The sequence below is a fragment of the bacterium genome, assembly GCA_024224155.1.
Classification (GTDB): Bacteria; Acidobacteriota; Thermoanaerobaculia; order Multivoradales; family JAHEKO01; genus CALZIK01.
Genome location: JAAENP010000114.1, coordinates 19294 through 43978, shown reverse-complemented (window position 1 = coordinate 43978; position 24685 = coordinate 19294). Strand labels below are relative to the sequence as shown.

Below are 24685 nucleotides of genomic sequence, written 5' to 3'. Positions count from 1 at the left end.
TAGCTGCCGTCGCGAGCAGGGCGGGAGCCTGTCGACGGTTGTTCCGACGAGTCATCGCCGGGGTCGTTCGGGGCGCTTTGGAGCCGGTGGGAAGCTCGTTTCGGTCTCCGCGGCGTAGTAAACCAGGGTCGTGTAGGCCGCGAGGTTCTGGGCCAGCGCTTCCGGGTCCACCTTGTTCAGGGTGTCGTCCTCGGTGTGGTGGTAGTCGAAGTAGTGGGTACCGTCCTGGGTGAGATCGGCGACCGGCACCCGGGCGGGATGGAGGAACAGCAGGTCGACTCCTCCGTGCGCGCGATTGCCGTCGAAAGCGATTCCCAGGGGCTCGAGCAGCTTGGCGAGCTTCTCGGCGGCGCTCATCGATCGGGGGTGGAGCGCGGCCGCGAAACGCCACACTCGCCCGGCGCCGAAATCCGACTCGATGGCCAGCTGATGCTTGGCGAGTTCCGCCTCGTGGGCTTGGGCGTAAGCGCGCGCTCCGGAAAGGCCGAACTCTTCGTTGGCGAAGAGGACCACTCGAACGGTTCGTCTGGGTGCCTCGCTCAGCTCTGAGATCAGCTTCGCGGCGCCGAGGGAGACCGCACACCCGGCACCGTCGTCAATGGCGCCGGTACCGACGTCCCAGGAATCCAGATGTCCGCCGACCAGGACGATCTCGTCCGGCCATTCGCGACCCACGACCTCGCCGATGACGTTGGCCGACTCGGAGTCCTCGAGATAATGACTGCCGAGGCTGAGATGAAACCGTACCGTATGCCCGCGGCCGATCTGAGCCTCTAAAATGTCGGCGTCGGAGATCGCGAGGGCGGCGGCGGGAATGCGTGGCGCATCGTCGGCATAGCGCAACGCACCGGTGTGCGGAAAGCGATGGGTTCCGGTTCCCACCGAACGAATCAGGGTGGCGACAGCCCCCTTCCTGGCGGCCGCCGAGGGTCCGCGGCCGCGCACGCCGACGGTCTCGCCATAGCTACTGCCGTCCCGGCGGCGCTCCATCCGTTTGTTGAAGAAGACGATTTTGCCGGCCACGGCCTCGTCGGACAGCTCCTCCAAAGCCTCGAGGCCGGCGACCTCGACGATCTCGGCTTCGATCCCCGCTTTGGGGGTACCGACGCTGCCGCCCAGCGCGATCAGCATTAGGTCCTGGGGATAGGGCGCGAGGATGCGACCGTGTGCCTGTCCGCGCACCCAGCGCGGCACGGGTACGGGTTCGACGCGCACGTTCTGAAGACCGATCTCGCGCATCTTGGCCTCGGCCCAGGCGACCGCGGCGCGGTCTCCCGGGGTGCCGGCAAACCGCTGGCCGACCTCTACGGTCAATGACTCCAGTAGCTCCCAGGCGATCGGAGAATCGAGCGCTCGGTCGCGTAGCTTGGCGGCGGTTGGCTCGAGCGCGATTCCGGCCGAGACCGGTTGGGCGAGGGGGATGATCGCGAGCAGTCCGGCTACCAAGCCGGCTGCCAGGCCGGTGACCAGCCCGGTTACTAGGTCGATCGCCGGGCCGATGGGCTGAGCCCTGGTTGGCCGCGGTTGCCTTCGCATTCCGTTCCCGATCATGGCGCCGGATCGTAGCAGACGAGTCGGGTCCGGTTGATACGATCGAACCGGATCACGAATGAGCGAATCCACCGACTTTCACCGCACCGCCGCCGCCGGTCAGATAGCCCGCTGCGCGCTCTTAACCGTAAGCGATAGTCGAACCGCGGAGAACGACCGCGGGGGTGACACCCTTGTCGCGGGTCTCATAGATGCCGGCCACGAGATTATCGATCGCCAGTGGGTCCGCGATGAAGCCATGGAGATCGGCAAGGTGCTGACCCAATGGCTGGGCCGGGGGGATCTGCAGGTGATCTTCACTACCGGAGGCACCGGGATCTCAAGACGCGACACGACCGTGGAGGTGGTGGAGCGGTTCTTGGAGAAGCGACTCGATGGCTTCGGTGAGCTCTTTCGCATGCTGAGCTTTCAGGAAGTGGGACCGGCGGCGATGCTCAGCCGGTCGGTCGCAGGCCTGGCGCGCGGGATCGTCGTGTTCGCCCTGCCGGGGTCGGTGGCTGCGGTCGAGTTGGCGCTCGAGCGCTTGATCCTGCCCGAGCTCGAGCACTTGGTCTGGGAGCGGCAGCGCTGACCCGCCTAGGTTCCGGGGCTCAGGCTCTGTTCCGGGACGCCCGTCGGCTCCAGCGGTGCTTCCTCCACCGGGTCCTCCGGCAGCAGCTTGTGCCAGAACGGGATCTCTCCGGCGAGGTAGAACTCCTCCAGGTCGAGGGCCGCGCGGGCAGCGAGCGGGTGGCCGGCTCTCTCATAGCAGCTGCGTCTCATCTTGAGGAAGCGCTCGTTCCAAGGCGTGTGGGGCTCGAATTCGAGCAGGGCGACCGCGCACTGCCCGGACTGGCCGAAGCGATAGGCGAGATCGGCGAGTAACGCCAAACGGGTCTGGTCGTGGAGGTGAAGCGTGAATGGCCGGCTCAGTGCCTCGAGGATCCCGGGTGCGCTCTCGGGGGAGGCCATTACGAGCTCATGCGCGAGTCGCAGCCCTCTGTCGGTGAGGTTCTGAAGGGGCCAGGGATCGCCGCGATAGGCGACCAGCGCGGCCGCCAGCCGGTCTGCGGCTTTCTCGAGCTCGCTGCGCCGAAGGAGCCAGCGCGCTTCTATCATGCCGGCCTCGATGGGGTGCGAGGCTCGAAGCGGCTCGAGCAGGTCGGGCAGGGTTTCGTCGCCGACTTCGGCCGCGCTTTCGGCGATCGCGAGTCGATCGAGTGGCTGCAGGGGAGCCTGGGTCTGTCGACCCCAGGCGGCGAAGGTCGGCTGCAGGTCTCCGGAAGCGTACCGGTTTCGGGCCTCGGCTCGCGCGAGTTGCCCGTCGTCTTCTGAGCCGTCGGTCTCGGGAACGCCTTTGAACATGACCATGCTGCTCTGGTGGCTCTCATCGACCCGATCCCAATCGATAGGCGGCGGGCGGAGCGGGCGATGCTGGCCGCGAGCCGTTGCCAAGCGCCGCAGCATGGCGACCTTGAAGCCGCTGGTGCGACCCACGGAGCGGGCAAAGCCGAACTCGATGGTTGGATGATCGTCGGTGTTCAAGTCGGCTAGACCGAGCTCGGCCACGGCCCGGGTGAAGTCATTGTTGGCGACATGCCCGGCGTAGAAGCCTTCCAAACCGGTGACCCCCCAGACTCTTTCCAGTGCTCGATCGTAAGGCTCGCCCGTGATCGCGGCTTGAATGTAGGAGGCGCTGTGGTCGATCGGCCGATGCGAGCCGATCAATACGAGATCGCTCCGATGCACCTGCCAGGTTTCGACGTAGGGAAACACCGAGGCCAGCGTTGCATACGCCGTGCGAACCACCTGGGCGTCGATTTCGTAGGCCTGTAGCCACTGAGCGAAGATGCCGTCTTCACTCAACCGCTCAGTCACCGCCCGGTAGAACTCACGAGTGAAGAGGCTCGAGATTCCGGCCCGGTACGGGTTGGAGGGCTCCGAGAAGATGACGTCATAGGTGTCTTTCGCCGAGAGCAGATACTCACGGGCGTCGGCGATGACGACTTCGACCTTGGGGTTGTCCAGGACGTTTTCGTTGACCGGCGCGCAGGCCTCGGCGACCCGCAGAATCGCCGGCTCGAGCTCGACGGCCACGACCCGCTCCATGGTCGGAACCTGCGCCATCCAGCCGGCGCTCGAGCCCGTGCCCAGTCCGATTACCAGGCCCGTGCGCGGATTGGGATGAAGCGCGGTGCCGATCAGTCCGCTCATGACCTGGGTCGGCGCGTCGCCGCGCGCGCTGCCGTCGGCCTTACCGTTGACCATGAAGGCATAGCCGGCGCCATTGGAGAGGGCAACGCTGCTCTCCCGGCCATCGACTTCCCAGGCGAGAGTGCGGTTGATACCTCGACGAATGTCGAGAAGGGCGTTCGGGCTCTTCATGATCGTCTTCATTCGACCCGCGCCGATTCCGGCATGCCGCCAGAAGCCCGTGGGGCCTTCGGCGAACGTAAGAGCGACGGCGGTTGCTGCGAGGACCGCCAAGAGGACAACTCGCCGCGGCGCCGACTTGAGCTCGTGCAGCAGGAAAACCGCGGCCAGGACGCAGAGAGCCCAGATCGACAAGCGCCAGACCGTAGGAGCCGAGAGGGCCGGAATCAGCCAAAAGCCACCGGCGATGGATCCGACGATCGCGCCGAAAGTGTTCCAAGCGTAGGTGCGGCCGACCTGGGACGCGACGCGCTCGCGCCCGCTTCCCAGAAGCGCGATCAGAAGCGGGAACTGGTACCCGGCGACGATCGCCGCCGGCAGCACGACGAGGCAGGTGACCGCGGCCCAGCCGCTAGCCAGCGCGCCAAAGCCCGCCGTGGACAAGTCCCGAAGCCTGAGAGCCACGAAGGCGATGCGGTCGCCGGCGGCCAGAGGGATGGCCATGGCCAGCGCTTCGAGGCCACAGGTGGCGGCAAACTCGAGCGGTGAGGGACGTCGACCCTGGGCCGCGAGTCCGTAGAGGAATCCGCCGATGCCGATACCCGCGAGAGCTACCCCGAGTACTACCCCGAAGGTGTAGGTCGAGCCGCCCAAGATCGGCGCCATCATTCGATACCAGACGAGCTCCAGAAGGAAGAAGACGAAACCTACGCCGGCGGCCGCGATCAGAACCAGCCGATACAGCGTCGAGCTGATCTCTTCCGAAGCGCGGGTGGTCTCGCCAGCCTCGGCGCCGGCGATGGGCTCGCGGGCTCCACGCTCGCGCGACAGCGACCGGGCCATGAGCGCGATCAGGAGGTTGAGGGCCGCGGCCAGCCAGATTGTCTGACGGATACCGAGGAGCTCGACCAGGAAGAAAGTGGTGACCAAGGCGCCGGCAACGGCACCGACCGTATTGACCGCGTAGAGGAGTCCGACTGTGTGTCTTCCGAGATCCTGTTTTCGAGTCGCGGCGCGCACCATTGCCGGCAGCGTTCCGCCCATGAGAAACGTCGGGACACCCAGGACCACCGCGGCAAAGACCAGTCGCGCCAGGGTTCCGAAGAACGATCCGAGTACGGCGGTTCCGCCCAGGCCGATGTACATCGTCCGCACCAGAGATATCAGGAGCGGGCTCAGGGCGGCGGCCACCGAGATTCCGATCTCGAGATTGGCGTAGTAACCGAGAGGGTTGCTCGATCGCTCGCTGCGTCTTCCCAGCACGAGGCCGCCGAGTCCCAGTCCGGCCATGAAGATCGCGATGACGGTGGCCGATGCCGGTGTCGAGCCGCCGAAGATCAGGCGCAACAAACGCAACCAGGCGATCTGGTACACGAGAGCGCAGAAACCGGAACCGAAAAGGAAAAGGCCGACGCGTAGAAGGAAACTCATCTCGGTAGCTAGCGCCGACCCTAGCAGGATCTGGTCCAGCTGCTGCTGCGGCTCGGCTAAGCTGGTGCCGGTGACGTCGGAGCGCGGCAGAGGACTGGTTGCGGTGAGCTTGTGTGCCCTCCTCTGGATCTCTGCCCCCCGGGGACATGCCGGGGCGATGCCGCCCTCCGCGCCGGTCTTTCTCTCGCACGCGCCGATGCGGTCCTTGCCTCAGGCATCGAGCCGACCGCTCGGAGACGGTCCGCACAAATACGTCGCGCCCGCTGGCAGCGACCGAGCGGCCGGGACCGAGGCCGAACCCTGGCGCACCGTCGCCCATGCCATTCGCCAGTTAGCGCCCGGCGATACGCTGGTTCTGAGGCAGGGTGTCTACTACGGGCCGATCGAGATCCGGCTCGCAGCCGTGGCCGGCCGGCCCATCACCATCCGTCCGCACCCGAACGAGCTGGTGATCATTGACGGCGGCTTCCGGGAGTTCTTCGAAACCCCTCGGAGCGCGTGGAAACCGGTTGGCGACGGCGCGGAGGGCGAGTACCGATCGACTCGAGTGTACCCGGGCTTGAGCGGCGCACAGGGCTTGTTCGGAGATTCGATGGTGCCTCTGCACAGCTACACCTGGCTGTCGGATCTGCGCTCGGACGAAACAGTTTTCACGAGCAGGACCGCGCCGCTCTACTGCGGCCCGGGGCTTTGGTACAACCCGAGAACGCGGAGAATCCATGTGCGGCTGGCTCACGACCGAGCCGACTACTATCCCCTCGAGAGCCGGTATCGAGGCGCCACCGATCCCAGAGAGGTGCCGATGGTGGTGACCGGAAGCAGTCGTCTGCCGATGCGCATCCTCGGCTCCAGCCACCTCGTGATTGAGGATCTCGTGATTCGAGGCGCGGGTCGCTCGGCCGTTGAGATCATCGGCTCGGAGAGCATTCGGCTCGATGGGGTCACCGCCTATTCGGGCTACCACGCCCTGGTGCTCGAGAACACGAGGGCGGTGCGGGTCATCAACTCCCGCTTTCGCGGACCGTCGGCGCCGTGGTCCTCACGGATCAGTTTGAAGTACAAGGGCACGGCGGGGGTGCTGCTGCGAACCGCTGGGGTCCTCACCAAGAACCTCGATCTCGAAGTCGCCTGGAACGAGTTCACCGATGGCCACGACGGAGTCTTTCTGGGCGAGGCCCGGAACGCGGACTTCCATCACAATCTGGTGGAGAACTTCAACGACGACGGGATCTTCTTGACCTCGAGGAGCGGCGGCAATGGACCGATTCGAGTTTTCCGCAACCGGATCTCGCGCTGCCTATCGTCGATCGTGTTTGGCTGGGGCCGCGGTCGGCGAAACGTGCCAGGCGAGGGCGTGTACGTCTACCGCAACGTGATCGAGCACCTGACCAGGGTGTATTACGAAGAACCTCGGGGCGGTTCAGGGTCGCGTGCCGCGTACGGCAATCTGGTCAGGGACCATGGTAGCCCGATCTGGGAGCCGATGAAGATCTATCAGAACACCTTCGTCGCCCGCCGGGCCGAGCGCTGGATGTGGACCTACCTGCTGGGGCTTGGGAGCCATCTCCATGAGACCACTCGCGACGTGTTCAACAACATCGTCGTGCATATCGAGGATACGCCGAGTCTGGACGTGCCGGCTGCCGGGGTCGACTTCCGCTCGGACGGCAATCTGTTCTGGAGCGCGACTCGGGACGAAGACAGCGAGACGGATTTTTTTGCTCGGTACCGCGCCTCGGAGGCTTTCGAGGACAGCCGCGCCATCTATCCACCGGGCTGGGAAAGTGACAGCGTCTATGGCGACCCGGCTTTCGTTCGTTTCGATGCGGCCGCGGCCGGCAACGACTACCGCCTGGGGGCGGGCAGCGCGGCCGTCGACGCGGGCGTGAGACTTCCCGCGGAGTGGCCCGACCCACTCAGGTCGGTCGATTCGGGAGAGTCCGATATCGGCGCACTGCCGGCCGGTTCCGAACCTCTTCGCGTCGGGCCTCGACGGTAATCGTCGCTAGGTTCAGTCCAGAAAACGATCCGAGAGGTCGGCGTCGGGCAGCTTGCAGTGGTCGAATCGGCCGAACCAGTGATAGCGATGGCGGGCGACGGTTCGGTAGACGAGGTCTCGTAGCGGTCGCGGTACGATTCTCAACCACGAGACGGCGCCCCAGACGCCCCCGAGCCGGGCGAGTATTCGAAGCACTCCTGTCGAGTGAGAGGAGACGAGCTCCCGGTCGGTGCCGTAGCTCTCGACGAACAACAGGGTTTTCAAGTCCCGGGTGATTCGGTGTCTGCGCTTCAGCTCCGCCGCCGCCTTACCCTGGAGAGGCGCGAACGACAGAGCACGAGTGCGGTCGATTCTCAGAAGCAGCTGGACCGTGCGGTCGCACAGACCGCAGACCCCATCGTAGAAGACGACGTGGGTCTCCCGATCTTGGCCGCTCAAGGCTCGCGCACCTGCCCTCGACCGCGCTTGAGGTCACCCCGCCGTTTCTTCTCCTCCAGCCGCTTGCGCCTGGCCCTCTCGGGCGTCCTCGTGCGCCGGCGCCGGCGTTCGGGTTCGAGCGCTTCTGCCAGGAGCTCGGAGAGTCTGGCTCTGGCCGCTTCCCGGTTGGCTCCCTGAGTACGGTGCTTTTGTGACACGACTCTCAGTACGCCGGCTTTGCTGATTCGCGTCGTCAGGCGGCGCCGGAGACGCGCCTTCTGGGACTCGTGGAGGACGGTCGATGCCGAGACGTCGAACAGAAGTGTCACTCGGGTCTCTACCTTGTTGACGTTCTGTCCTCCGGGACCCGAGCTCCGGGACGAGCGATAGGTCAGCTCGCGCTCGGGAATGACCAGATCGTCGCGTACGGGGAGCATCAAAGGCCTCCTGTGAACGCTAACATTTTGCTAGTGTAGCCACTTGAGCAAACAAGTCTCGGTATCGTTTTTCAGAACTCGGGTTGCGGCATGAAGCCTCCGCCCTTTGACTACCTCGCCCCCGGCTCACTGGATGAGACGCTCGGGCTTCTGGCCGAAAAGGGAGGCGAGGCCAAGGTGCTCGCCGGTGGTCAGAGTTTGGTTCCGGTCCTCAACTTCCGGTTGGCGCAACCTACCTTCCTGGTGGATCTCAACGGTGTCGATGAGCTCGACTACATCGAGGTGGAAGATGATGGATCGGTTCGCATCGGGGCGATGGCTCGACAGCGCCGGCTCGAGCTAGACACCCGGGTTCACGGGCAGGTCCCGCTGCTGGCGGTGACCATGCCGCTCATCGCACACCCCCAGATCCGAAACCGTGGCACCGTGGGCGGAAGCCTCGCGCACGCCGATCCCTCGGGGGAGTTGCCGGTGGCGGCAGTGGCTCTCGAAGCGGAGCTCGTCTTGAGAAGCCATCGCGGCGAGCGCACCGTGCCGGCCGCCGATTTCTGTCAGGGCCTGATGACCACGGCACTTGCCGAGGACGAGCTGCTCTGCGAGCTCAGGGTGCGGGCTACGCCGCGCCGGACCGGTTGGGAGTTCCGCGAGATCGCGCGCCGGCATGGCGACTACGCCCACGCCGGGGTCGCCGCGCGACTGACCCTGGGCGATGACGGCAAGATCTCGGCCGCGCGGCTGGTCTATCTGAGCGCCGGCGAGGTTCCGATGTCCGCCGTCCGGGCCTGTGCCATTCTCGAGGGCGAGCAGCCGTCCGAGGAGCTCTTCGCGGAGGCAGCATTGACGGCCGGCCGCGACGAGGTCGATCCGAGCGATGATATCCACGCGACCGCGGCCTTTAAGCGCCACCTGGCCGAAGCACTGACCCGCCGCGTGCTGGCAACGGCGCTTGATCGAGCGAAGGTGGCATGAAGTCATGAGCCGGCACGTCGTTTCCACCGAGGTCAACGGCCGAGCCTACGAGCGCGAGGTCGAATCCCGCCAGCTGCTTTCGGATTTTCTGCGCCACGAGCTGGGTCTCACCGGAACCCACGTCGGATGCGAGCACGGTGTGTGCGGAGCCTGCACGGTGCTTCTGGACGGAGCGCCGGTGCGGTCCTGTCTGCTCTTTGCCGTGCAGTCCGATGGGCGCAAGCTCGCCACCGTCGAGGGGCTGGCGCCCTCGGTCGACGAGCTGCACCCTGTCCAGACCGCGTTTCGCGACGCGCACGCTCTGCAATGCGGTTTCTGCACCGCCGGGATCCTGATGACCATGGTGCCGTTTCTGGAAAACAACCAGAACCCGACCGAGGCGGAAGTGCGTGCGGCGCTTTCGGGCAATCTCTGCCGATGCACCGGATATCAGCACATTGTCGATGCGGTGCTGCTGGCCGCGGAGCGAATGCGAAGCGCTAGCGCATGAAGACAACCGACCTTGGCAGCACCAGCGCTTCCTTGCACTCCGGGGCCGTGGCACTGACCGACTATCTCGAGGAGCTGGAAGCGCTGTTCCGGGAGCGCGAGCCCAAGCTGCATGCCTTCGTCCCGGAGGAAGGACGTTTCGAGCGCCTGCGGCGAGACGCGCGGGACCTCCTCGAGCGATTCCCTCAGGGCACTCCCCGGCCCCCGCTCTTCGGACTTCCCGTGGGAGTCAAAGACATATTTCACGTTGACGGCTTTCCGACGGCCGGCGGCAGCCGCTTGCCACCGGAGGAGCTCGCGGGGCCGGAGGCGAAAGCGGTCACTCGGTTGCGCCGGTCCGGCGCGCTGATTCTCGGCAAGACCGCTACCACCGAGTTCGCCTATTTCGCGCCCGCTTCGACCAAGAACCCGCACGATCCGGCTCATACACCGGGCGGCTCGTCTTCCGGTTCCGCCGCGGCAGTTGCGGCGGGCCTGTGTCCACTCGCACTGGGAACTCAGACGATCGGTTCGATCTCGAGACCGGCCTCCTACTGTGGCGTCGTGGGCTTCAAGCCCACCTACGATCGAGCTTCCCGCGAGGGCGTCATTCCGCTGGCGCCGTCGGTCGACCACATCGGCTTCTTCGCACCGGACGTTGCCGGTGCCGAGCGCGTCGCCGCGGTGGTTTGCGAAGGCTGGGAGAGGCTCTACGAGGAGCGGCGCCCGGTGTTGGGAATTCCCGGCGGTCCCTATCTGCGCCGCGCCGGAAGCGAGGCTCGCAGTTGGTTTCGCGAACTGTGCCAGCACCTGACAGGTGCCGGTTTCGACGTGCGCCGAGTCGAGGTCATGGCGGACTTCGAGGCGATCGAGGTGCGCCATGGCGCCATAGTCGCCGCGGAGGCGGCGAGGGTTCACGCACAATGGTACTCACGGTTTCAAGATCTCTACCATCCCAAGACGGCGCTTTTGATCGAGGAGGGCTCGAGGATCTCGGACTCCGAGCTGCAGACCGCGCTCGTCGGGTGCGAGTCGTTGCGCGACGAGCTCGAGTCTCTGATGACGACCTGGGGCCTCGATCTGTGGATTTCGCCGGCGGCGCCCGGAGTCGCGCCCCACGGACTCCGCTCCACCGGCGATCCGATCATGAATCTTCCCTGGACGCACTGCGGATTACCGACGCTCGCGATTCCGGCCGGGACCGGCACCGGTGGTTTGCCGATCGGTCTCCAGGTCGCGGCTCGGTCGCGACAGGACGAGCGGCTCTTCAGCTGGGGCCTCGAGATCGAGCGAGCGCTGGCGAGAAGCTCGAGCTAGCGCGATGCCGCAAGTTGGACACCAGATTCGCCGTGGCGCCTACGCTGATTCCATCGTCTTGATGCAGCTCCAGAGCGCGCTGGCAAAGCTCGATGGCATCGAGGATGCCGGCGTGGTGATGGCGACCGAGGCCAACCTCGAGCTGCTGGCAGCCGGTGCGCTGCTGCCCGAGGCCTTGTCCGGGGTCGGGCCGGACGACCTCTTGATCGTGGTGCGCGCCGAGTCCGAGGTCGCTGCCGCCGAAGCTCTGGCACAAGTCGATCGCCTGATGTCAAGAAGCGCAGACTCCGAGGTCGCCGCATTCCGGCCCAAGAGTCTGCGCACCGCGCTCGAAGGATCGCCCAACTCGCGCTGGGTGCTGGTGTCGGTGCCCGGTCGCTATGCCGCCCAGGTGGCTCGCGAAGCGATTCGGGCCGGTCGGCACGTCTTTCTTTACAGCGACAATGTGACCGGCGAAGACGAGGTCGAGCTCAAACTCGAGGCTCGAGAGCGGGGCCTCCTGGTGATGGGACCGGACTGCGGTACTGCGACCATCGGAGGCGTTGGATTGGGCTTCGCCAATCGGGTTCGACGGGGAGGCGTCGGGATTGTCGCGGCCTCCGGGACCGGCCTGCAGGCGGTGGCGAGCCGCATCGACGACCTCGGAGCCGGGATTTCACAAGCCATCGGGACGGGGGGTCGGGATCTGTCCCGGGAGGTCGCGGCAGTGACGACGCTGCAAGCGCTCGACCTGCTGGCGCGGGACCCCGAGACCCGCGTCATCGTGTTGATCTCGAAGCCTCCGGCTCCGGAAGTCGCAGCCAAGGTCTTGGCGGCGGCACGCGCTACGGGCAAGCCGGTGGTGGTTTCGTTGAGTGGCACCGCGCCGCCGCTCGAAACGCTTTCGAATCTCTGGTTTGCTCCCAGTCTCAAGGGCGCCGCCGACCGGGCCGTCGAGTTACTGGCGAACACACCTTCGTTCTCGGGTGTTTCAGCTCGCAGCGGGGAGCCTTTCGATGAAGGTTTCGTACGGGGGCTGTTCTCCGGGGGTACCTTGGCTCTCGAGGTCACCCAGGCCCTGAGATTCCTGCTGGCGCCGTTGACGTCGAACCTGGGAGTCGAGGGAGTTGCGGCCGCTTCGATCGAGCGTAGCGCGGGCCATGCCATTCTGGACCTGGGTGCCGATGAGTTCACCGTCGGGCGACCCCATCCGATGATCGATTCCGACCTGAGACAGCGCCGCATCGCGCAGGAGGCTTCCGACCCGGCGACCCGACTCATCCTGCTCGACCTGGTGCTCGGTGACGGCGCTCATCCGAACCCCGCGGCCGAGCTCGCGCCGGTGATTCGCCAGGCTTTGCGGGATTCGAGCGAGCGTTCCGGCGTCGAGGTGGGAGTCGTGGTGATCGGCACCGAAAGCGACCCGCAGGATCTGGTCGCGCAGATCGAGGAGTTGGAGCTGGCCGGCGCCGCGGTCTTTCGCTCCACCGAGGAGCTGGTTGGGTTCGTGGCGGAGCGAGTCTCACCCGCGGTTCTTCGGCCGGAGCACCCTGTCGAGCTCGATCCGCTCGACCCCGTGTCGTGCATCAACGTCGGGCTCGAGCACTTTCACGACAGTCTTGTCGCCCAGGACGCGGCGGTGGTTCATGTCGAGTGGCGGCCGCCGGCGGGAGGCAACGAGAGACTTCAGGCGATCCTGGCCAAGATCGGCTAGGTTGATTCCCTTGTCGAGAGGAGCAGTTCTCAAGTGAACGTCGAGCAAGCCAATCAGCAGACGGTCGAGCGGATGATCGGCGCCAGGCCGATTCTCAAGACAATAGCCCGGGCCTCCGACGTGATTCCAGCGCTCCAGGAGCGCAGGCTACTTCACGCCGGACCCCCGATCGAGTGGCAGCGCATGTCGGGGCCGATGCGCGGGGCGGTGATCGGCGCCGCGATCTTCGAGGGCTGGGCCGACAACCAGGCCGCGGCCGAGGAGTTGGCTTCATCGGGCGCGATCGATTTCGACCCCTGCCATCACCACGGCGCGGTCGGCCCGATGGCCGGTGTCACGTCGCCGTCGATGGCGGTCTACGTGGTCGAAAACGAGACCCACGGCAACTTGGCCTACTCGAACCTCAACGAGGGCTACGGCAAGGTGCTTCGGTACGGTGCCTACGCACCCGAGGTCCTCGACAAGCTCCGCTGGATGAACGACGAGATGGGGCCGGTCGTCAAAACGGCCATCGAGGCGGCGGGAGGGCTCGACATTCGGGCTCTGCTGGCCGAGGCCTTGCACATGGGCGATGAGGGGCACAATCGCAACAAGGCGGGATCGCTTCTTTTCGCCAAGCTCCTGGCGCCGCACATCGCGGAGAGCTCGGCCGAGGCCTCGACTCGACGCAAGGTGATCGAATTCCTCGGTGACAATGCCCTTTCGGTCTTGAACCCGGTGATGGCGGCGTGCAAAGCGATGGCCGACGCCGGCCACGGGATCGAGGGCTCGACCATTGTCACGGCCATGGCTCGGAACGGCACCGATTTCGGGATCCGCGTCTCGGGCCTGGAGGGCGAGTGGTTCACGGCGCCGGCGGCGACTCCAGACGGCCTCTACTTTTCGGGCTTTACGGCCGCCGACGCCAACCCAGACATCGGCGACTCGACCATTACCGAGACCGCGGGTATCGGCGCCTTCGCCATGGCCGCGGCACCGGCGATCGTGCAGTTCGTCTCAGGCAAGCCCCATGACGCCCTCGACGCCACCCTCGAGATGTACGAGATCACATTTGGCGAGCATTCGCACTTCACCATCCCGCCGCTCGACTTTCGCGGCTCACCGACCGGTATTGATGTGCGCCGGGTGGTCGAGCTCGGGATCACTCCGCGAGTGAACACCGGCATCGCTCACCGCGAGGCTGGTGTCGGGCAGGTCGGGGCGGGGTTGGTCAGGCCGCCGATGGAGATTTTCGAGCAAGCACTCATAGCCTACGCCGACCGCTACGGTCTTTCTTGACAAGGAGGACTCGCAACCATGAACCGTAACGACGCCATCGAACTTCTTGCCGACGCTCGCTGGTACGACTTGACCCAGCCGCTGTCCATCTTCACGCCGCCCTGTCCCGGCGAGATGCCGCTTCAGGTCCATTTCTTCAAGCGCCTGACGGGCTCCTGGCATGGTGGCCAGGGCGCCAACGGTCAGCTCATCGAATGGAGCAACAACTCGGGCACCCATCTGGTGGGACCGAGGGCTTTTCACTCCGGCGCCCGAGCCATCGCCGACATCCCGTTGACCGATCTCTGTGGCGAAGGCGTGGTCGCGGATGTTTCGGATGCGGTCTCCGACTACGGCTTTTACACTCCCGAGATGGTTACCGAGCAGGTGGCGGTCAAAGAGGGTGACATCCTCATCGTTCATACCGGCTATCACCGCTATGCCTATGACCAGCCGGACGTGGCCAACGCCGAGGCCCAGGGTGGAATCGAGAACAAGGAGTTCGGCTACCACGTGCGCCACCCCGGCCCGTCGCCCGACTTCTTCCCCTGGGCGCTCGAGATGAAACTCAAGGTCGTGGGCGTCGACTGCGGCTCGGCCGAGCATCCGATGAACACCCACGTCCGTCGCCTCCACAAAGCCGAGTTCGACAAGGCCGAGGCTCTCGCTCGCGAGGCCACCGGCAAGAGCTGGGACGAGCTGTTTCCGAGCGATGAATACTACGGCTTGACCCATCGGACCATGCCGAAGGCGGGCCTGCTGCTGCTCGAGGCTCTCGGTGGCGAGATCGACGAGCTCTTGAACCGGCGGGCCTGGTTCTTCGTTCCGCCGCTGCCCTTCATGGAGGTGGAGTCCGCCTGGAGCCGGGTGGTAGCGCTGGCTCCAAGCAATGGTGGCGACGGGGCCGACGGGGCCGACGGGGCCGACGGGGGCGACGAGTCGGAGTTTCTTGCCGCGATGAACGCGGTCGAGATGCTCGACATGACGTTGCCGTTCAGCGTCCAGACGCCGCAGTGGGCGAACTACGAGCCGCTGTCGATCAAGTACACCAAGCGGGTCGGAGGTCAGGATCTGGGTCTGGGCCGGAACAACGCGCACTGCCGCGCCAGCTTCCACCTCGCCACCCACATGGACGGGGAGAAGCACTTCTGGGCGGCGGGTCGGACCATCGGCGAGGTGCCGCTCGACCACTGGCACGGCCCCGGAGTCATCGTGGATATTTCAGAAGACGTCAGCGACTCGAGCGTCTATACCCCGGCGATGATCGAGGAGAAGGTCGACCTTCACGATGGCGACATCCTGCTGATCAAGGCGGGCTGGTACAAGTACGGCTGGAACAGTCCGGACTCGGACGAGTTTCGCTACATGATCCAGCATCCGGGTCCGTCGCCCGAGTTCGCGGACTGGTGCGTGGAGCGCAAGATCAAGTGGCTGGGCATTGACTGCGTGGCGATGGAGCACCCGATGAATACCATTCAGCGGATTTTCCACCCCGGGCAGTTCGCGGTCGCGAACGCCAAGCTCAAGGCCCAGTACGGCAAGGACTGGGACGAGGTCTACCCACAGGACAAGTACTACCAGGACATGCACCTCAATCTCTTTCCGAAAGGCATCGTCCACGCCGAGAATCTCGGCGGCGCCATCGCCGATGCCGAGACCGGCCGCTACTACATCGCCGCCTTCATCCAGCGCGGCATGGAGCTGGCCTCGTGCTGGGGCCGGTTCGTGGCGTTCCGGGAACAAACGTAGCCGCGTGAGGATCGGCCGCCCGGTATTGGCTGCTCCGGGGACGCCTCGGGCTTCTCAGACTACCGGCGTCGGGCCCTCGGCTGCGCGCCGCTTCGCGCAAGCCGCCAGTGGCCTCCGACACGCCCGCGCGAGCGCTTGCGTCGAGCCCCCTGGCGCAGCCCAACGCCGGCTCGGCCGTGAATCCTCACGCCTCTCGGACTCCGCTCGTCTGTGGTGCCCAGTGGCGCGGCCTACTGGCGCTGCGAGCTGCCTCAGAGTTCGCAGCAACGCTAGGCTACGGCAGCTCTTCCTCCGGCAACCCGAAGTAGTGGCCGAGCTCGTGGACCACCGTGTCGCGGATCTCGGTGAGGAGCTCTTCGCGGTCGGCGCACAGCTCGAGCAGCGGCCGGCGATAGACGACGATGCGGTCGGGCAGGTCCAGGCCGTAGGTCGAGGGGCCGCGCTCGAGTAGCGGCACCCCCTGGTAGAGGCCGAGGAGCGTGTCGGTGTCCGGATCCAGGCCTACGGAGAGCAGGTCGTCGACGCTGGGCTCGTTCTCTACGGTCACCGCGACGTTTTCGATCGCCTCCTGGAGGTCGCTGGGAATCCTCTCGAGCGCCTGGCGCACCGCTTGCTCGAAGTCTCGAACGCTCATTCGCAGCACGCTGGGACTCTATTGGAAAAGCGATGATTTCATGCGAGGAGTGTGGAAGAGTAGGGAGTTCAAAGGAGTGCAAGCAGATGAAGAAACTGGTGATATTGCTGGGCCTGGCCCTGATAGCCCCGATGGCGCTGGTTACGGCATGTGCGCCTTCCGAGGAGCCGACGACGGCAGGCTCGGGCGAAACGGTCGGTGGGCTCATGGTCGCCGCCGACATCGCCGAGCGCCTGGCACAGTACGCGCCCACCGAGTTGTCGGCGGATCTTTCCGGCGTCCCCGACGGCGAGATCGAAGTCCTGAAGGAGATCCTTCAGGCCGGGCGGGTCATGGACGAAATCTTTCTCGCCCAGGTCTGGGCCGGCAACGCCGCGATGCGCGACGACCTTGCGGATGCAAACGAGAATCTGCGTGCCTTCTTCGACATCAACTTCGGCCCCTGGGACCGCCTGGCCGAAGACGAGCCCTTCATCGGAGATGCGAAACACCCCGAAGGCGCCGGTTACTACCCGGAGGACATGACCAAGGAAGAGCTCGAGACCTGGATCGAAGAGCACCCCCAGGACCGCGAGGCGCTGACCGGGCTCTTCACCATGGTGCGCCGCGAAGGTGACGCGCTGGTCGCGGTGCCCTATTCGGAGTTCTTCAAGGGACATCTCGAGACCGCCGCGGGGCACCTGCGGCGGGCCGCCGAGATGACCGAGAACGAGTCGCTCAGGACCTTTCTCAACTCGCGCGCCGACGCCTTCTTCTCGGACGACTACTACCAGAGCGACATCGACTGGATGGAACTGGAGTCACCGGTCGAGGTGACGATCGGACCCTATGAAACCTACGAGGATGGGCTGTTCGGCTACAAGGCGGCGTTCGAAGCCTTCGTCACGGTCAACCTGCCGGAGGAGTCGGCCAAGCTCGATCGCTTCAAGAGCTTGCTGCCCTGGCTCGAGAGTAATCTCCCGATTCCGGACGAGCTCAAGAACGAACGGGGTACCGATAGCCCGATGCGGGTCGTCGACGAGGTCTACGTCGGGGGCGACTCGAAAGCCGGCGTGCAGACGCTCGCCTTCAACTTGCCCAACGACGAGAAGGTTCGCGAAGAAAAGGGTTCGAAAAAGGTCATGTTGCGCAATGTCCTGAGAGCCAAGTTCGAGAAGATCTTGGTACCGATCGCCGAGCGAGTGATTGCCGCCGACCAGGTCGACCACGTCTCGTTCGACGCTTTCTTTGCCGAGAGCCTGCATCACGAGCTGAGTCACGGGCTCGGCCCGGGCAAGATCACCAAGGACGGCCGCGAGACCGAAGTTCGCCTGGAGCTCAAGGAGGTCTACTCGACCCTCGAGGAAGCCAAGGCCGACGTCATGGGGGTCTACAACATGCTGGCCTTGATCGAGAAGGGCGAGATCGCGGCGGATTTCAGAGCCACGCTCGAGCCCTCCTACGTTGCCGGACTCTTCCGCTCTGCGCGATTCGGGCTCAACGAGGCGCACGGCCGCGGCGTGGTGGCGCAGTTCAACTTCCTGCTCGAGAAAGGTGCGCTCGAGGTCGATGAAGAGGGCCGTTTCCGAGCGGTGTCGGACAAGTTCCCGGAAGGAATCCGAGATCTTCTCAACACCATGCTCATGCTGCAGGCGAAGGGAGACTACGAAGGCACCAAGGAGTTTCTCGATACCTACGGCGTGGCGTCCGAGGCGCTCGTAGCAGCGGTGAGTCGCCTGGGCGACGTGCCCGTGGACATCCGGCCGATCTACTCACAGGCCGACGACCTCTCGCCGGCGAGCTAACGCTATGTCGACTCGTAGCTTCGGCCAACGCATCACTCGCAACGAAGACCCGCGGCTTCTGACCGGCCGCGCGCTTTTTGTGGACGATGTCGAGCTCCAGGACATGGTCCACGTGGCGTTTGTTCGCAGCCCGTTCGCTCACGCTCGTCTCGGAGCCATCGATACCCAGAGAGCCCTGGGGCGGGAGGGAGTCATCGCGGTCTACACGGCCGAGGATCTGGGGGACTACTGGCAGCCGGGGCCGCTTCTCGTGCCGCCGCCGCCGATCGAGGGAATTCGATTCAACCAGCGCACCCAGGTGCCCCTGGCCAAGGGCAAGGTGCACCACGTCGGCGAACCCGTGGTGATGGTCGTGGCTGAGAATCGCTACGTTGCCGAGGACGCGGTGGCCGAGATCTTCGTCAGGTACGAGCCGCTCGATGCGGTGGTGGATCTCGAGGCGGCGCTCGAAGAGGGCGCTCCGCGGGTCCACGATGATCTCGACACGAACGAAGCTGCGAGGGTCTTCCAACAGAAGGGCGATTACGAATCCGCGCGGGCCGAGGCGGACGTGGTTCTGGCCCGTCGCTTCACCTACGATCACGGCGTCGCGGCCGCGATGGAGAATCGCGGCGTCGTCGCCGACTGGGACGACCGCGGCCAGCGGTTGACCATGTGGGACACGACCCAGGCTCCGATTCCGATCCGCAACGGGATCGCGGCCATGCTCGGGCTCTCCGAGAGCCAAGTGCGCGTGATCGCGCCATTCATCGGCGGCGGTTTTGGGCCCAAGATCATGATGTTCTACCCGGAAGAGGTGCTGATTCCGTGGGCCTCGGTGGCGCTCCAGCGACCGGTCAAGTGGATCGAGGATCGGGAAGAGAACTTCGTCGCAACCACCCATGAACGCGGCCAGATCCACGATGCCGAGATCGCCGTGACCCGAGACGGCAAGATCCTCGGAGTCAAGGACACGTTTCTTCACGACACGGGCGCCTACGCTCCCTACGGCCTGACCGTCCCGATCAACAGTCAGTGCACGCTGCTGGGGTGCTACGACGTTCCCAACTACGCCAGCGAGTTCACGGCGGTGTTCACGACCAAGCCGATCGTGACTCCGTACCGTGGCGCGGGGCGCCAGCACGGCGTCTTCGTCATGGAGCGGTTGCTGGATATCGCGGCGCGTGAGCTCGGGATCGACCGCGCGGAGATTCGCCGGCGCAACTTCCTCGCCCCGGAGTCTTTTCCGGTCAATCACGAGATCATCTATCAAGATTTCGCTCCGCTGGTCTACGACAGCGGCAACTATGAGCCGATTCTGGACCAGGCGCTGGAGAAGATCGGCTACCAGAAGTTCATACAAGAGACCCAGCCGGCGCTGCGGGCCCAGGGCAAGCTGGTCGGCATCGGAGTGGTCGCCTACGTCGAAGGGACCGGAATCGGGCCCTACGAGGGGGCGAGAGTGCAGGTCCAGGCTTCCGGGAAGGTGGCGGTCGCCACCGGGATCGGCACTCAGGGCCAGGGCCACATGACGTCGTTTGCCCAGGTGGTCGCCGACCAGGTGGGCGTCGATGTTCGCGATGTCGAAGTCACGACCGGAGACACGGACCTGTTCCATTGGGGCGCCGGTACCTTTGCGTCTCGAGGTGCCGTGGTCGCTGGAAACGCGATCCATGCCGCCGCCAAGGCGGTGCGCAAGAAGATCCTGGCGTTTGCCGGCCGGGAGCTGGAAGTCGCCGAGACCGATCTCGAGCTCGTGGACGGCAAGGTGCGAGTCAAGGGCGTGCCGGGCAAGGAACTGCCGCTGGGCGAGTTGGCGCTCAAGGCCAATCCGATGAGGGGAGCGGTAGAACCCGGAACCGAGCCCGGTCTGGAGGCTACCGACTACTTCGGACCGGAGCGAGGCGCCACCGCGGCGGGCGTACACGCCATGATTATCGAGATCGACCCGGAGAGTCTGGACGTCGAGATCCAGCGCTACGTCGTCGTGCACGACTGTGGCGAGGTCATCAACCCGCTCATTCTGGACGGTCAGATCCACGGCGGCGTCGCGCAGGGAATCGGCAACGCGTTCTATGAAGAAGTCGTATTCAGTGAAGACGGTCAGATCATGAACGCTTCGTTCATGGACTACCTGCTGCCGACGGCGCTCGATGTGCCACGTATCGAGAGCGGTCACCAGACCACACCTTCGCCGCTCAACCCCCTGGGCATCAAGGGGGCCGGCGAGGCCGGTGCCATTCCGGTGGGCCCGCTGTTTGCCCAGGCTGTCGAGGATGCGCTGGCCGAGAGCGGAATCGAGATCCTGGAGATCCCGCTGAAGCCCTGTCGACTGTGGGAGCTGACCCGGGCCCAGCAGGACTAGCGTCCGGATGACCTCGACCTGGAGTCAGGTTTGACCATGAGGTTTGCGATGAGACCTTTGTTGATGCTGCGGCTGCTTGCCTTGGGCGCCGGGCTCGTGCTTGTGGGTTGTGGATCGAGCGATGGCGGAGCCTCGTGGCCGCAGTGGCGCGGTCCTGGCGGGCTGGGTATTTCCAGCGCCGAGGAGCTGCCGGTTCATTGGGATAGCAACGGCGAAGGCATCAAGTGGAGCGCCCGGATTGATGGTACCGGCACGTCTTCACCGATCGCGGTCGGTGACCGAGTCATCTTGACCAGCGCCAAGGCCGTCGGCAATCGGGTCGAGCTTCAGGTGCACAGCTTCGACTTGAACAGCGGTGAGAGCCTTTGGCAGACGACGGTGGCGCGCAGGAAGCGGGAGAAGATGCACCGGATGAACAGCTCGGCGGGTCCGACTCCGGTGAGTGACGGGCACCACACGTTCGCTTACTTCGGATCCCATCTCGCGGCGCTGGATGCCGGAGGCAAACCGGTCTGGGTCAACGAAATAGATCCGGCCTACCTGAAGGAAGCGCGGTACGCGGCCGGGTCGTCGCTGATCCTGGCCGGTGACCTGGTGATCGTCCTTCGAGACCGTGAGCGCGTAGCCGAAGAGCTCGTCGGTTGGATCACGGCTTACGACAAGGCCACCGGTGAGCTGGTCTGGAAGAACCAGTGGGACGACAGCTGCTGCTCGTACGTTACGCCGCTGGCGATCGGCGGCGGGAGTGAATCGGAGGCTGCGGAGCTTTTTGTCGTTCTGGCGGGATACGTGGTGTCGTTCGATCCGAAGACGGGTGAAGCGCTTCGGCGCGAAGACCAGGTGATCGCCCAGCCGGTGGCGAGTCCGGTCGTGGAAGACGACCTGATTTGCGTTGCCAGCGGCGCCCACGCCCATCGCCAGGCGCGTTGCTGGGAGGTGGTCGAAGAGGGGGGCAAGACCAGCTGGAAACTGCTCTGGGAGATCTCGAAGTGGGTGCCCGACACCTCGTCTCCGATCCTGCTGAACGGGCGGCTCTATCTTCTGACCGAGAAGGGGATTCTGCGGTGTCTCGACGCACGGACCGGCAAGATGCTCTGGCAGAAACGCCTCGAACGATCGGGCTATCGCGCCTCCCTCCTGGCGGGTGCCGGCAAGCTCTACGCCACCGGCGAAACCGGCGCGGTATCGGTGATCTCTCTCGATGATGGACAGACCATTGCGGTCAACTACCTGCCTGAGGCACGCTACGTGGCTTCGCCGGCGGTCGCCGGAGAATGCCTCCTGATCAGAAGTGCGAGCGAGCTGCACTGCGTTAACGGAACCGACGGACCATCCCAATCGGAAGCGGCCTGACGACAGTCTGGGAGAGCCTTAGATGAGATTTGCATGCAGACATTCGGAGCGAGGGAAAGCCCTGGGATCGGTGCTGCTTCTGGCGACGGCTTTGGCTTGCGCCGAGCCCGATCGAGAAGCGGGTCCCTGGCCGCAGTGGCGAGGCGTCGAGGGGCGCGGGATTTCGAACGAGACCGACCTGCCGGTCTCCTGGACCGAAGATGACGGAATTCGGTGGGCCACGGAGCTGCCGGGTCAGGGTATTTCGTCACCGATTGTCGGTCCCGGTACCGTCTACCTCACGGCGGACGAGGGCGAAGGGAGCGAGCGCCAGCTGTCTTTGCTGGCCCTCGAGCTCGACAGCGGCGAGATTCGTTGGAAGGCGGAGATCCTCCAACGTCCGGAAGAGAAGCTCCACCGGCTGAATCGTGCCGCAGCCGCCACGCCGGCGACCGACGGCAGAGCGGTATACGTCTACCTGGGCTCTCATCTGGCGGCGGTGGATCTGAGCGGCAAGGTGCTCTGGCTTCGGGAGATCGACGCCGATTACCTCGAACACTCCCGCTACGGCACCGGCTCATCTCTCGTCCTGACCGAGGACGACGTCATCGTCTTCCAGGATCTCGAGCTGTGGGAGGACGGCGCCGGCTGGATTGCGGCATTCGACAAGAAAGACGGTGAACGGCGGTGGATCACCCAGTGGGACAACTCGTGTTGTTCCTACACGACGCCGATCAAGGTCGACTTCGCCGGCGAGACCGAGATCGTGGTGGCTCACGCCCGCAAGATCATCTCCTATAGTGCGAAGACCGGTGAACGAATCTGGCAGAGGGACCAGACCGTCAACCAGCCGGTGGCGAGCCCCGTGGCGGAAGGAGATCTGCTCTGTGCGGCAACCGGGGCACACAACGTGCGTGAGATGGGTTGCTGGCGCCTGTTGTTCAAGAATGACAAGCGACGGGTGAAGGCGCTCTGGAAAGACAACAAAATGGTGCCGGCGACGGCGTCGCCACTTCTCTACAACGGGCTCTTCTTCACGGTTCACGAGAAAGGCTTCGTCGGCTGCTACAACCCGGAGACCGGCAACAGGCTCTGGCGAACACGCCTCCCGCAGGGTCCCTACCACGCATCTCCGGTCGCCGGTGACGGCAAGATCTATGCGATCAACCTGGCGGGAGGCGTGTCTGTGTTTTCGGCGACCAACAGCTTCGAGCTGCTGGGCCATGGCCAGCTGCCCGAAGGAGAGGTCGTGGCCTCGCCCGCGATCGCCGACGGGTGCTTGATCGTTCGGACGAGTGGGCACCTCTACTGCGTCGAGGGAGGTCAGCCCGGCGCGGCTATGACGCCTTCCTGAGTTGTCGCCTTGGTGCCGGCGGAGCCCGAGTCCGCTTCACGCAGCTTCTCCAACGACGGCTCCTCGGTGAACTCGGGAACAGCACCGACCTCGAGCCTCCAGATCGTGCGGTCCGAGTAGTACTCGAGCAGCTGCCGGTTTGAGTCGTCGCCGAGATCGTGCGCCCAGATGACCGCCTGAGAGTCGATTTCGGCGCCGTTGTATACCCATTCCAGATGAGGGTTGTGGCGATGGTGGTAGCGAACCAGGACCACGTGCCGGCCTGGCTGTTCCAGAATCCGTTCGAGAACTCGCGGTCGCATCCGGCGCAGGTAGGACGGCTCGCGTTCCGTAACGGCCGAAGAGTAGGCGGAGTGAGCTGCCGAGAGCGAAACCAGGAGCACGCCCAGGTAGCTCAGGTAGCGTAGGCGCCCGAGCCGTGTCAGCTCGAAAAGACCGGCGACTACAAGCAGAACCAGCGCCGCCAGGCCAGGAGCGGAGTAGTGGGGGAGATAGGGTACCGCCACGAGGTGAGCCCCCAACAGGAGTAACAGGGTGAAGCCGGCCACCGGGCCGGCCAGTCTCCGAAAGGCGAACGGCGCGAGCAGCAGGCCTCCCAGGAGAAAGTTGGGCAAGACCGAGGCCCTGGCGTAGCGCCAGTTGCGCGCGACCCGCCGGTGGTCGAAGCCGGGAGGGTTCTTCTTCGCGAAGTGACCTCGAGCCACATCCTTGCGATAGCTGTTCCAGACCCAGATTTCCTTGTGTTTCCACTTGGGTAGCTTCTGCCAGGCGAACAGCGACATGGTGGGGTACTCGGCGTGGTGCTTGGAGTAAGGCATCATCATCGGGTCTCCGGTCAGGCGCGCGTTATAGACGCCTGTCCATGCCGTCAGTGCCAGCAGGGTCCCGAGCAACGGGACCATCGAGCGCAGCACCGGTCCCTTCGGCTCCTTCGCGAGTCGGAGCAGAAAGAATGTGGCCAGGACCAGAAGCGGAACGATCGCGACGACCAGCCCCTCGTAGGGCCGCGAGTTGGCCAGCACGGCCAGGCCCAGGCCCATCCAGGCACCGTCCATGGGCCGCCAGGCGTCGACGAAGCGCTTGAAGCCCCCGAAGAGCAGCGCGCCGCCGATGCCGGCCACCGCGCCACCCCAGTAGGTTTGCGCCCATTCGTGTCCGAAGCCGAACCCCAAGAGCACCAGGCAACCTCCGAACAGCGCCCATCGCCTCGGCACGAAGGCGGCCAGCATCCAGGCCATCGACAGACCCAACGCGCCGATGCTCAGCCAGAGGCCGATGGCTGGGTGCCCCAGTACAAAGCCGATCGCGAGAGCCACTCCCTGCCCGGGCGGATACTTCGAGGCGTAGACGGGATCGTGGATCAGGAAGAACGACTGAAAGTGCTTCCAGAGGGGGTGGTGAGGCATGGCCAGGTGAAACTTCGAGAAAGTCTCGCCCTGAAGGAGGTAGCAGAGCTCGTCCGGAACGTCGGGCTCGGGCCAGCCCCTTACGACCCCGATCGTGGCGCACAGCCCGAATGCCGCCAGCCCCAGGCCGATCAGTGCCCAGCGCCATGTCCTGTCGGGTATCTCGGTCTTGGTCACTTCGGGAAAACGGG

General features: G+C 65.1%; 18 protein-coding genes and 1 pseudogene. 13 read left to right on the top strand and 6 right to left on the bottom strand.

Annotation, left to right across the window (positions count from 1 at the left end):
• Positions 1-51: 51 nt before the first annotated feature.
• Positions 52-1536 carry a M28 family peptidase gene (locus tag GY769_06555; GenBank protein ID MCP4201581.1) on the bottom strand — a complete coding sequence of 495 codons (1485 nt, stop codon included), beginning with the start codon at positions 1534-1536 and terminating at the stop codon, positions 52-54.
• Between the two features lie 73 nt (positions 1537-1609).
• On the opposite strand from GY769_06555, the gene GY769_06550 reads away from it, so the two are divergent.
• Complete coding sequence (locus GY769_06550; GenBank protein ID MCP4201580.1) at positions 1610-2122, top strand: MogA/MoaB family molybdenum cofactor biosynthesis protein; 513 nt, start codon at positions 1610-1612, stop codon at positions 2120-2122.
• A gap of 5 nt (positions 2123-2127) precedes the next feature.
• On the opposite strand, the gene GY769_06545 is transcribed toward GY769_06550, so the two are convergent.
• Positions 2128-5334, bottom strand: coding sequence for a methyltransferase domain-containing protein (locus GY769_06545; protein MCP4201579.1), 3207 nt, complete (start codon positions 5332-5334; stop codon positions 2128-2130).
• A gap of 205 nt (positions 5335-5539) precedes the next feature.
• Between GY769_06545 and GY769_06540 the strand changes: the two genes are divergently transcribed.
• Positions 5540-7333 carry a hypothetical protein gene (locus GY769_06540; GenBank protein MCP4201578.1) on the top strand — a complete coding sequence of 598 codons (1794 nt, stop codon included), beginning with the start codon at positions 5540-5542 and terminating at the stop codon, positions 7331-7333.
• A 12-nt stretch (positions 7334-7345) separates the two neighbouring features.
• Here the strand turns inward: GY769_06540 and GY769_06535 are convergent, their stop codons facing one another.
• Positions 7346-7771, bottom strand: coding sequence for a DUF393 domain-containing protein (locus tag GY769_06535; GenBank protein MCP4201577.1), 426 nt, complete (start codon positions 7769-7771; stop codon positions 7346-7348).
• Entirely contained in the window at positions 7768-8187 is a 420-nt protein-coding gene (arfB, locus tag GY769_06530; GenBank protein ID MCP4201576.1) for an aminoacyl-tRNA hydrolase, read from the bottom strand. The genes GY769_06535 and arfB overlap by 4 nt, the downstream gene beginning before the upstream one ends.
• 90 nt (positions 8188-8277) lie before the next feature.
• Between arfB and GY769_06525 the strand changes: the two genes are divergently transcribed.
• The 7 genes and pseudogenes from GY769_06525 (at position 8278) to GY769_06495 (ending at position 15640) form a co-directional block, all read left to right on the top strand.
• The gene (locus GY769_06525) at positions 8278-9156 is read left to right on the top strand and encodes a xanthine dehydrogenase family protein subunit M (GenBank protein MCP4201575.1); all 879 of its coding nucleotides are present in this window, start codon (positions 8278-8280) and stop codon (positions 9154-9156) included.
• Between the two features lie 4 nt (positions 9157-9160).
• Entirely contained in the window at positions 9161-9646 is a 486-nt protein-coding gene (locus tag GY769_06520) for a (2Fe-2S)-binding protein (protein MCP4201574.1), read from the top strand.
• Positions 9643-10941: an amidase gene (locus GY769_06515; protein MCP4201573.1), complete on the top strand. Its 1299-nt coding sequence runs from the start codon at positions 9643-9645 to the stop codon at positions 10939-10941. Before GY769_06520 ends, GY769_06515 begins: the two co-directional genes overlap by 4 nt.
• A gap of 4 nt (positions 10942-10945) precedes the next feature.
• Positions 10946-12634, top strand: a complete 1689-nt coding sequence (fdrA, locus tag GY769_06510; protein ID MCP4201572.1) for an acyl-CoA synthetase FdrA — start codon at positions 10946-10948, stop codon at positions 12632-12634.
• 72 nt (positions 12635-12706) lie between these two features.
• On the top strand, positions 12707-13912 hold the full coding sequence (locus GY769_06505) for a DUF1116 domain-containing protein (protein ID MCP4201571.1): 1206 nt from the start codon (positions 12707-12709) through the stop codon (positions 13910-13912).
• 18 nt (positions 13913-13930) lie between these two features.
• A pseudogene (locus GY769_06500) lies at positions 13931-14776 on the top strand (cyclase family protein).
• Positions 14777-14848: 72 nt separating this feature from the next.
• Complete coding sequence (locus tag GY769_06495) at positions 14849-15640, top strand: cyclase family protein (protein ID MCP4201570.1); 792 nt, start codon at positions 14849-14851, stop codon at positions 15638-15640.
• A gap of 274 nt (positions 15641-15914) precedes the next feature.
• Here GY769_06495 and GY769_06490 read toward each other — a convergent pair whose 3' ends face one another.
• Positions 15915-16274, bottom strand: a complete 360-nt coding sequence (locus GY769_06490) for a metallopeptidase family protein (protein MCP4201569.1) — start codon at positions 16272-16274, stop codon at positions 15915-15917.
• Positions 16275-16480: 206 nt separating this feature from the next.
• Between GY769_06490 and GY769_06485 the strand changes: the two genes are divergently transcribed.
• The 4 genes from GY769_06485 to GY769_06470 are packed head-to-tail and all read left to right on the top strand — an operon-like array spanning position 16481 to position 23088.
• Positions 16481-18058: a hypothetical protein gene (locus tag GY769_06485; GenBank protein MCP4201568.1), complete on the top strand. Its 1578-nt coding sequence runs from the start codon at positions 16481-16483 to the stop codon at positions 18056-18058.
• 4 nt (positions 18059-18062) lie between these two features.
• Positions 18063-20402: a xanthine dehydrogenase family protein molybdopterin-binding subunit gene (locus GY769_06480; GenBank protein ID MCP4201567.1), complete on the top strand. Its 2340-nt coding sequence runs from the start codon at positions 18063-18065 to the stop codon at positions 20400-20402.
• A gap of 48 nt (positions 20403-20450) precedes the next feature.
• The gene (locus GY769_06475) at positions 20451-21755 is read left to right on the top strand and encodes a PQQ-binding-like beta-propeller repeat protein (GenBank protein MCP4201566.1); all 1305 of its coding nucleotides are present in this window, start codon (positions 20451-20453) and stop codon (positions 21753-21755) included.
• A 22-nt stretch (positions 21756-21777) separates the two neighbouring features.
• Positions 21778-23088: a PQQ-binding-like beta-propeller repeat protein gene (locus GY769_06470; protein ID MCP4201565.1), complete on the top strand. Its 1311-nt coding sequence runs from the start codon at positions 21778-21780 to the stop codon at positions 23086-23088.
• Here the strand turns inward: GY769_06470 and GY769_06465 are convergent.
• A complete protein-coding gene (locus GY769_06465) occupies positions 23058-24671 on the bottom strand; it encodes a hypothetical protein (GenBank protein ID MCP4201564.1) in 1614 nt (537 codons plus the stop codon). The two genes, GY769_06470 and GY769_06465, sit on opposite strands and share 31 nt — an antisense overlap.
• Positions 24672-24685: the final 14 nt, after the last annotated feature.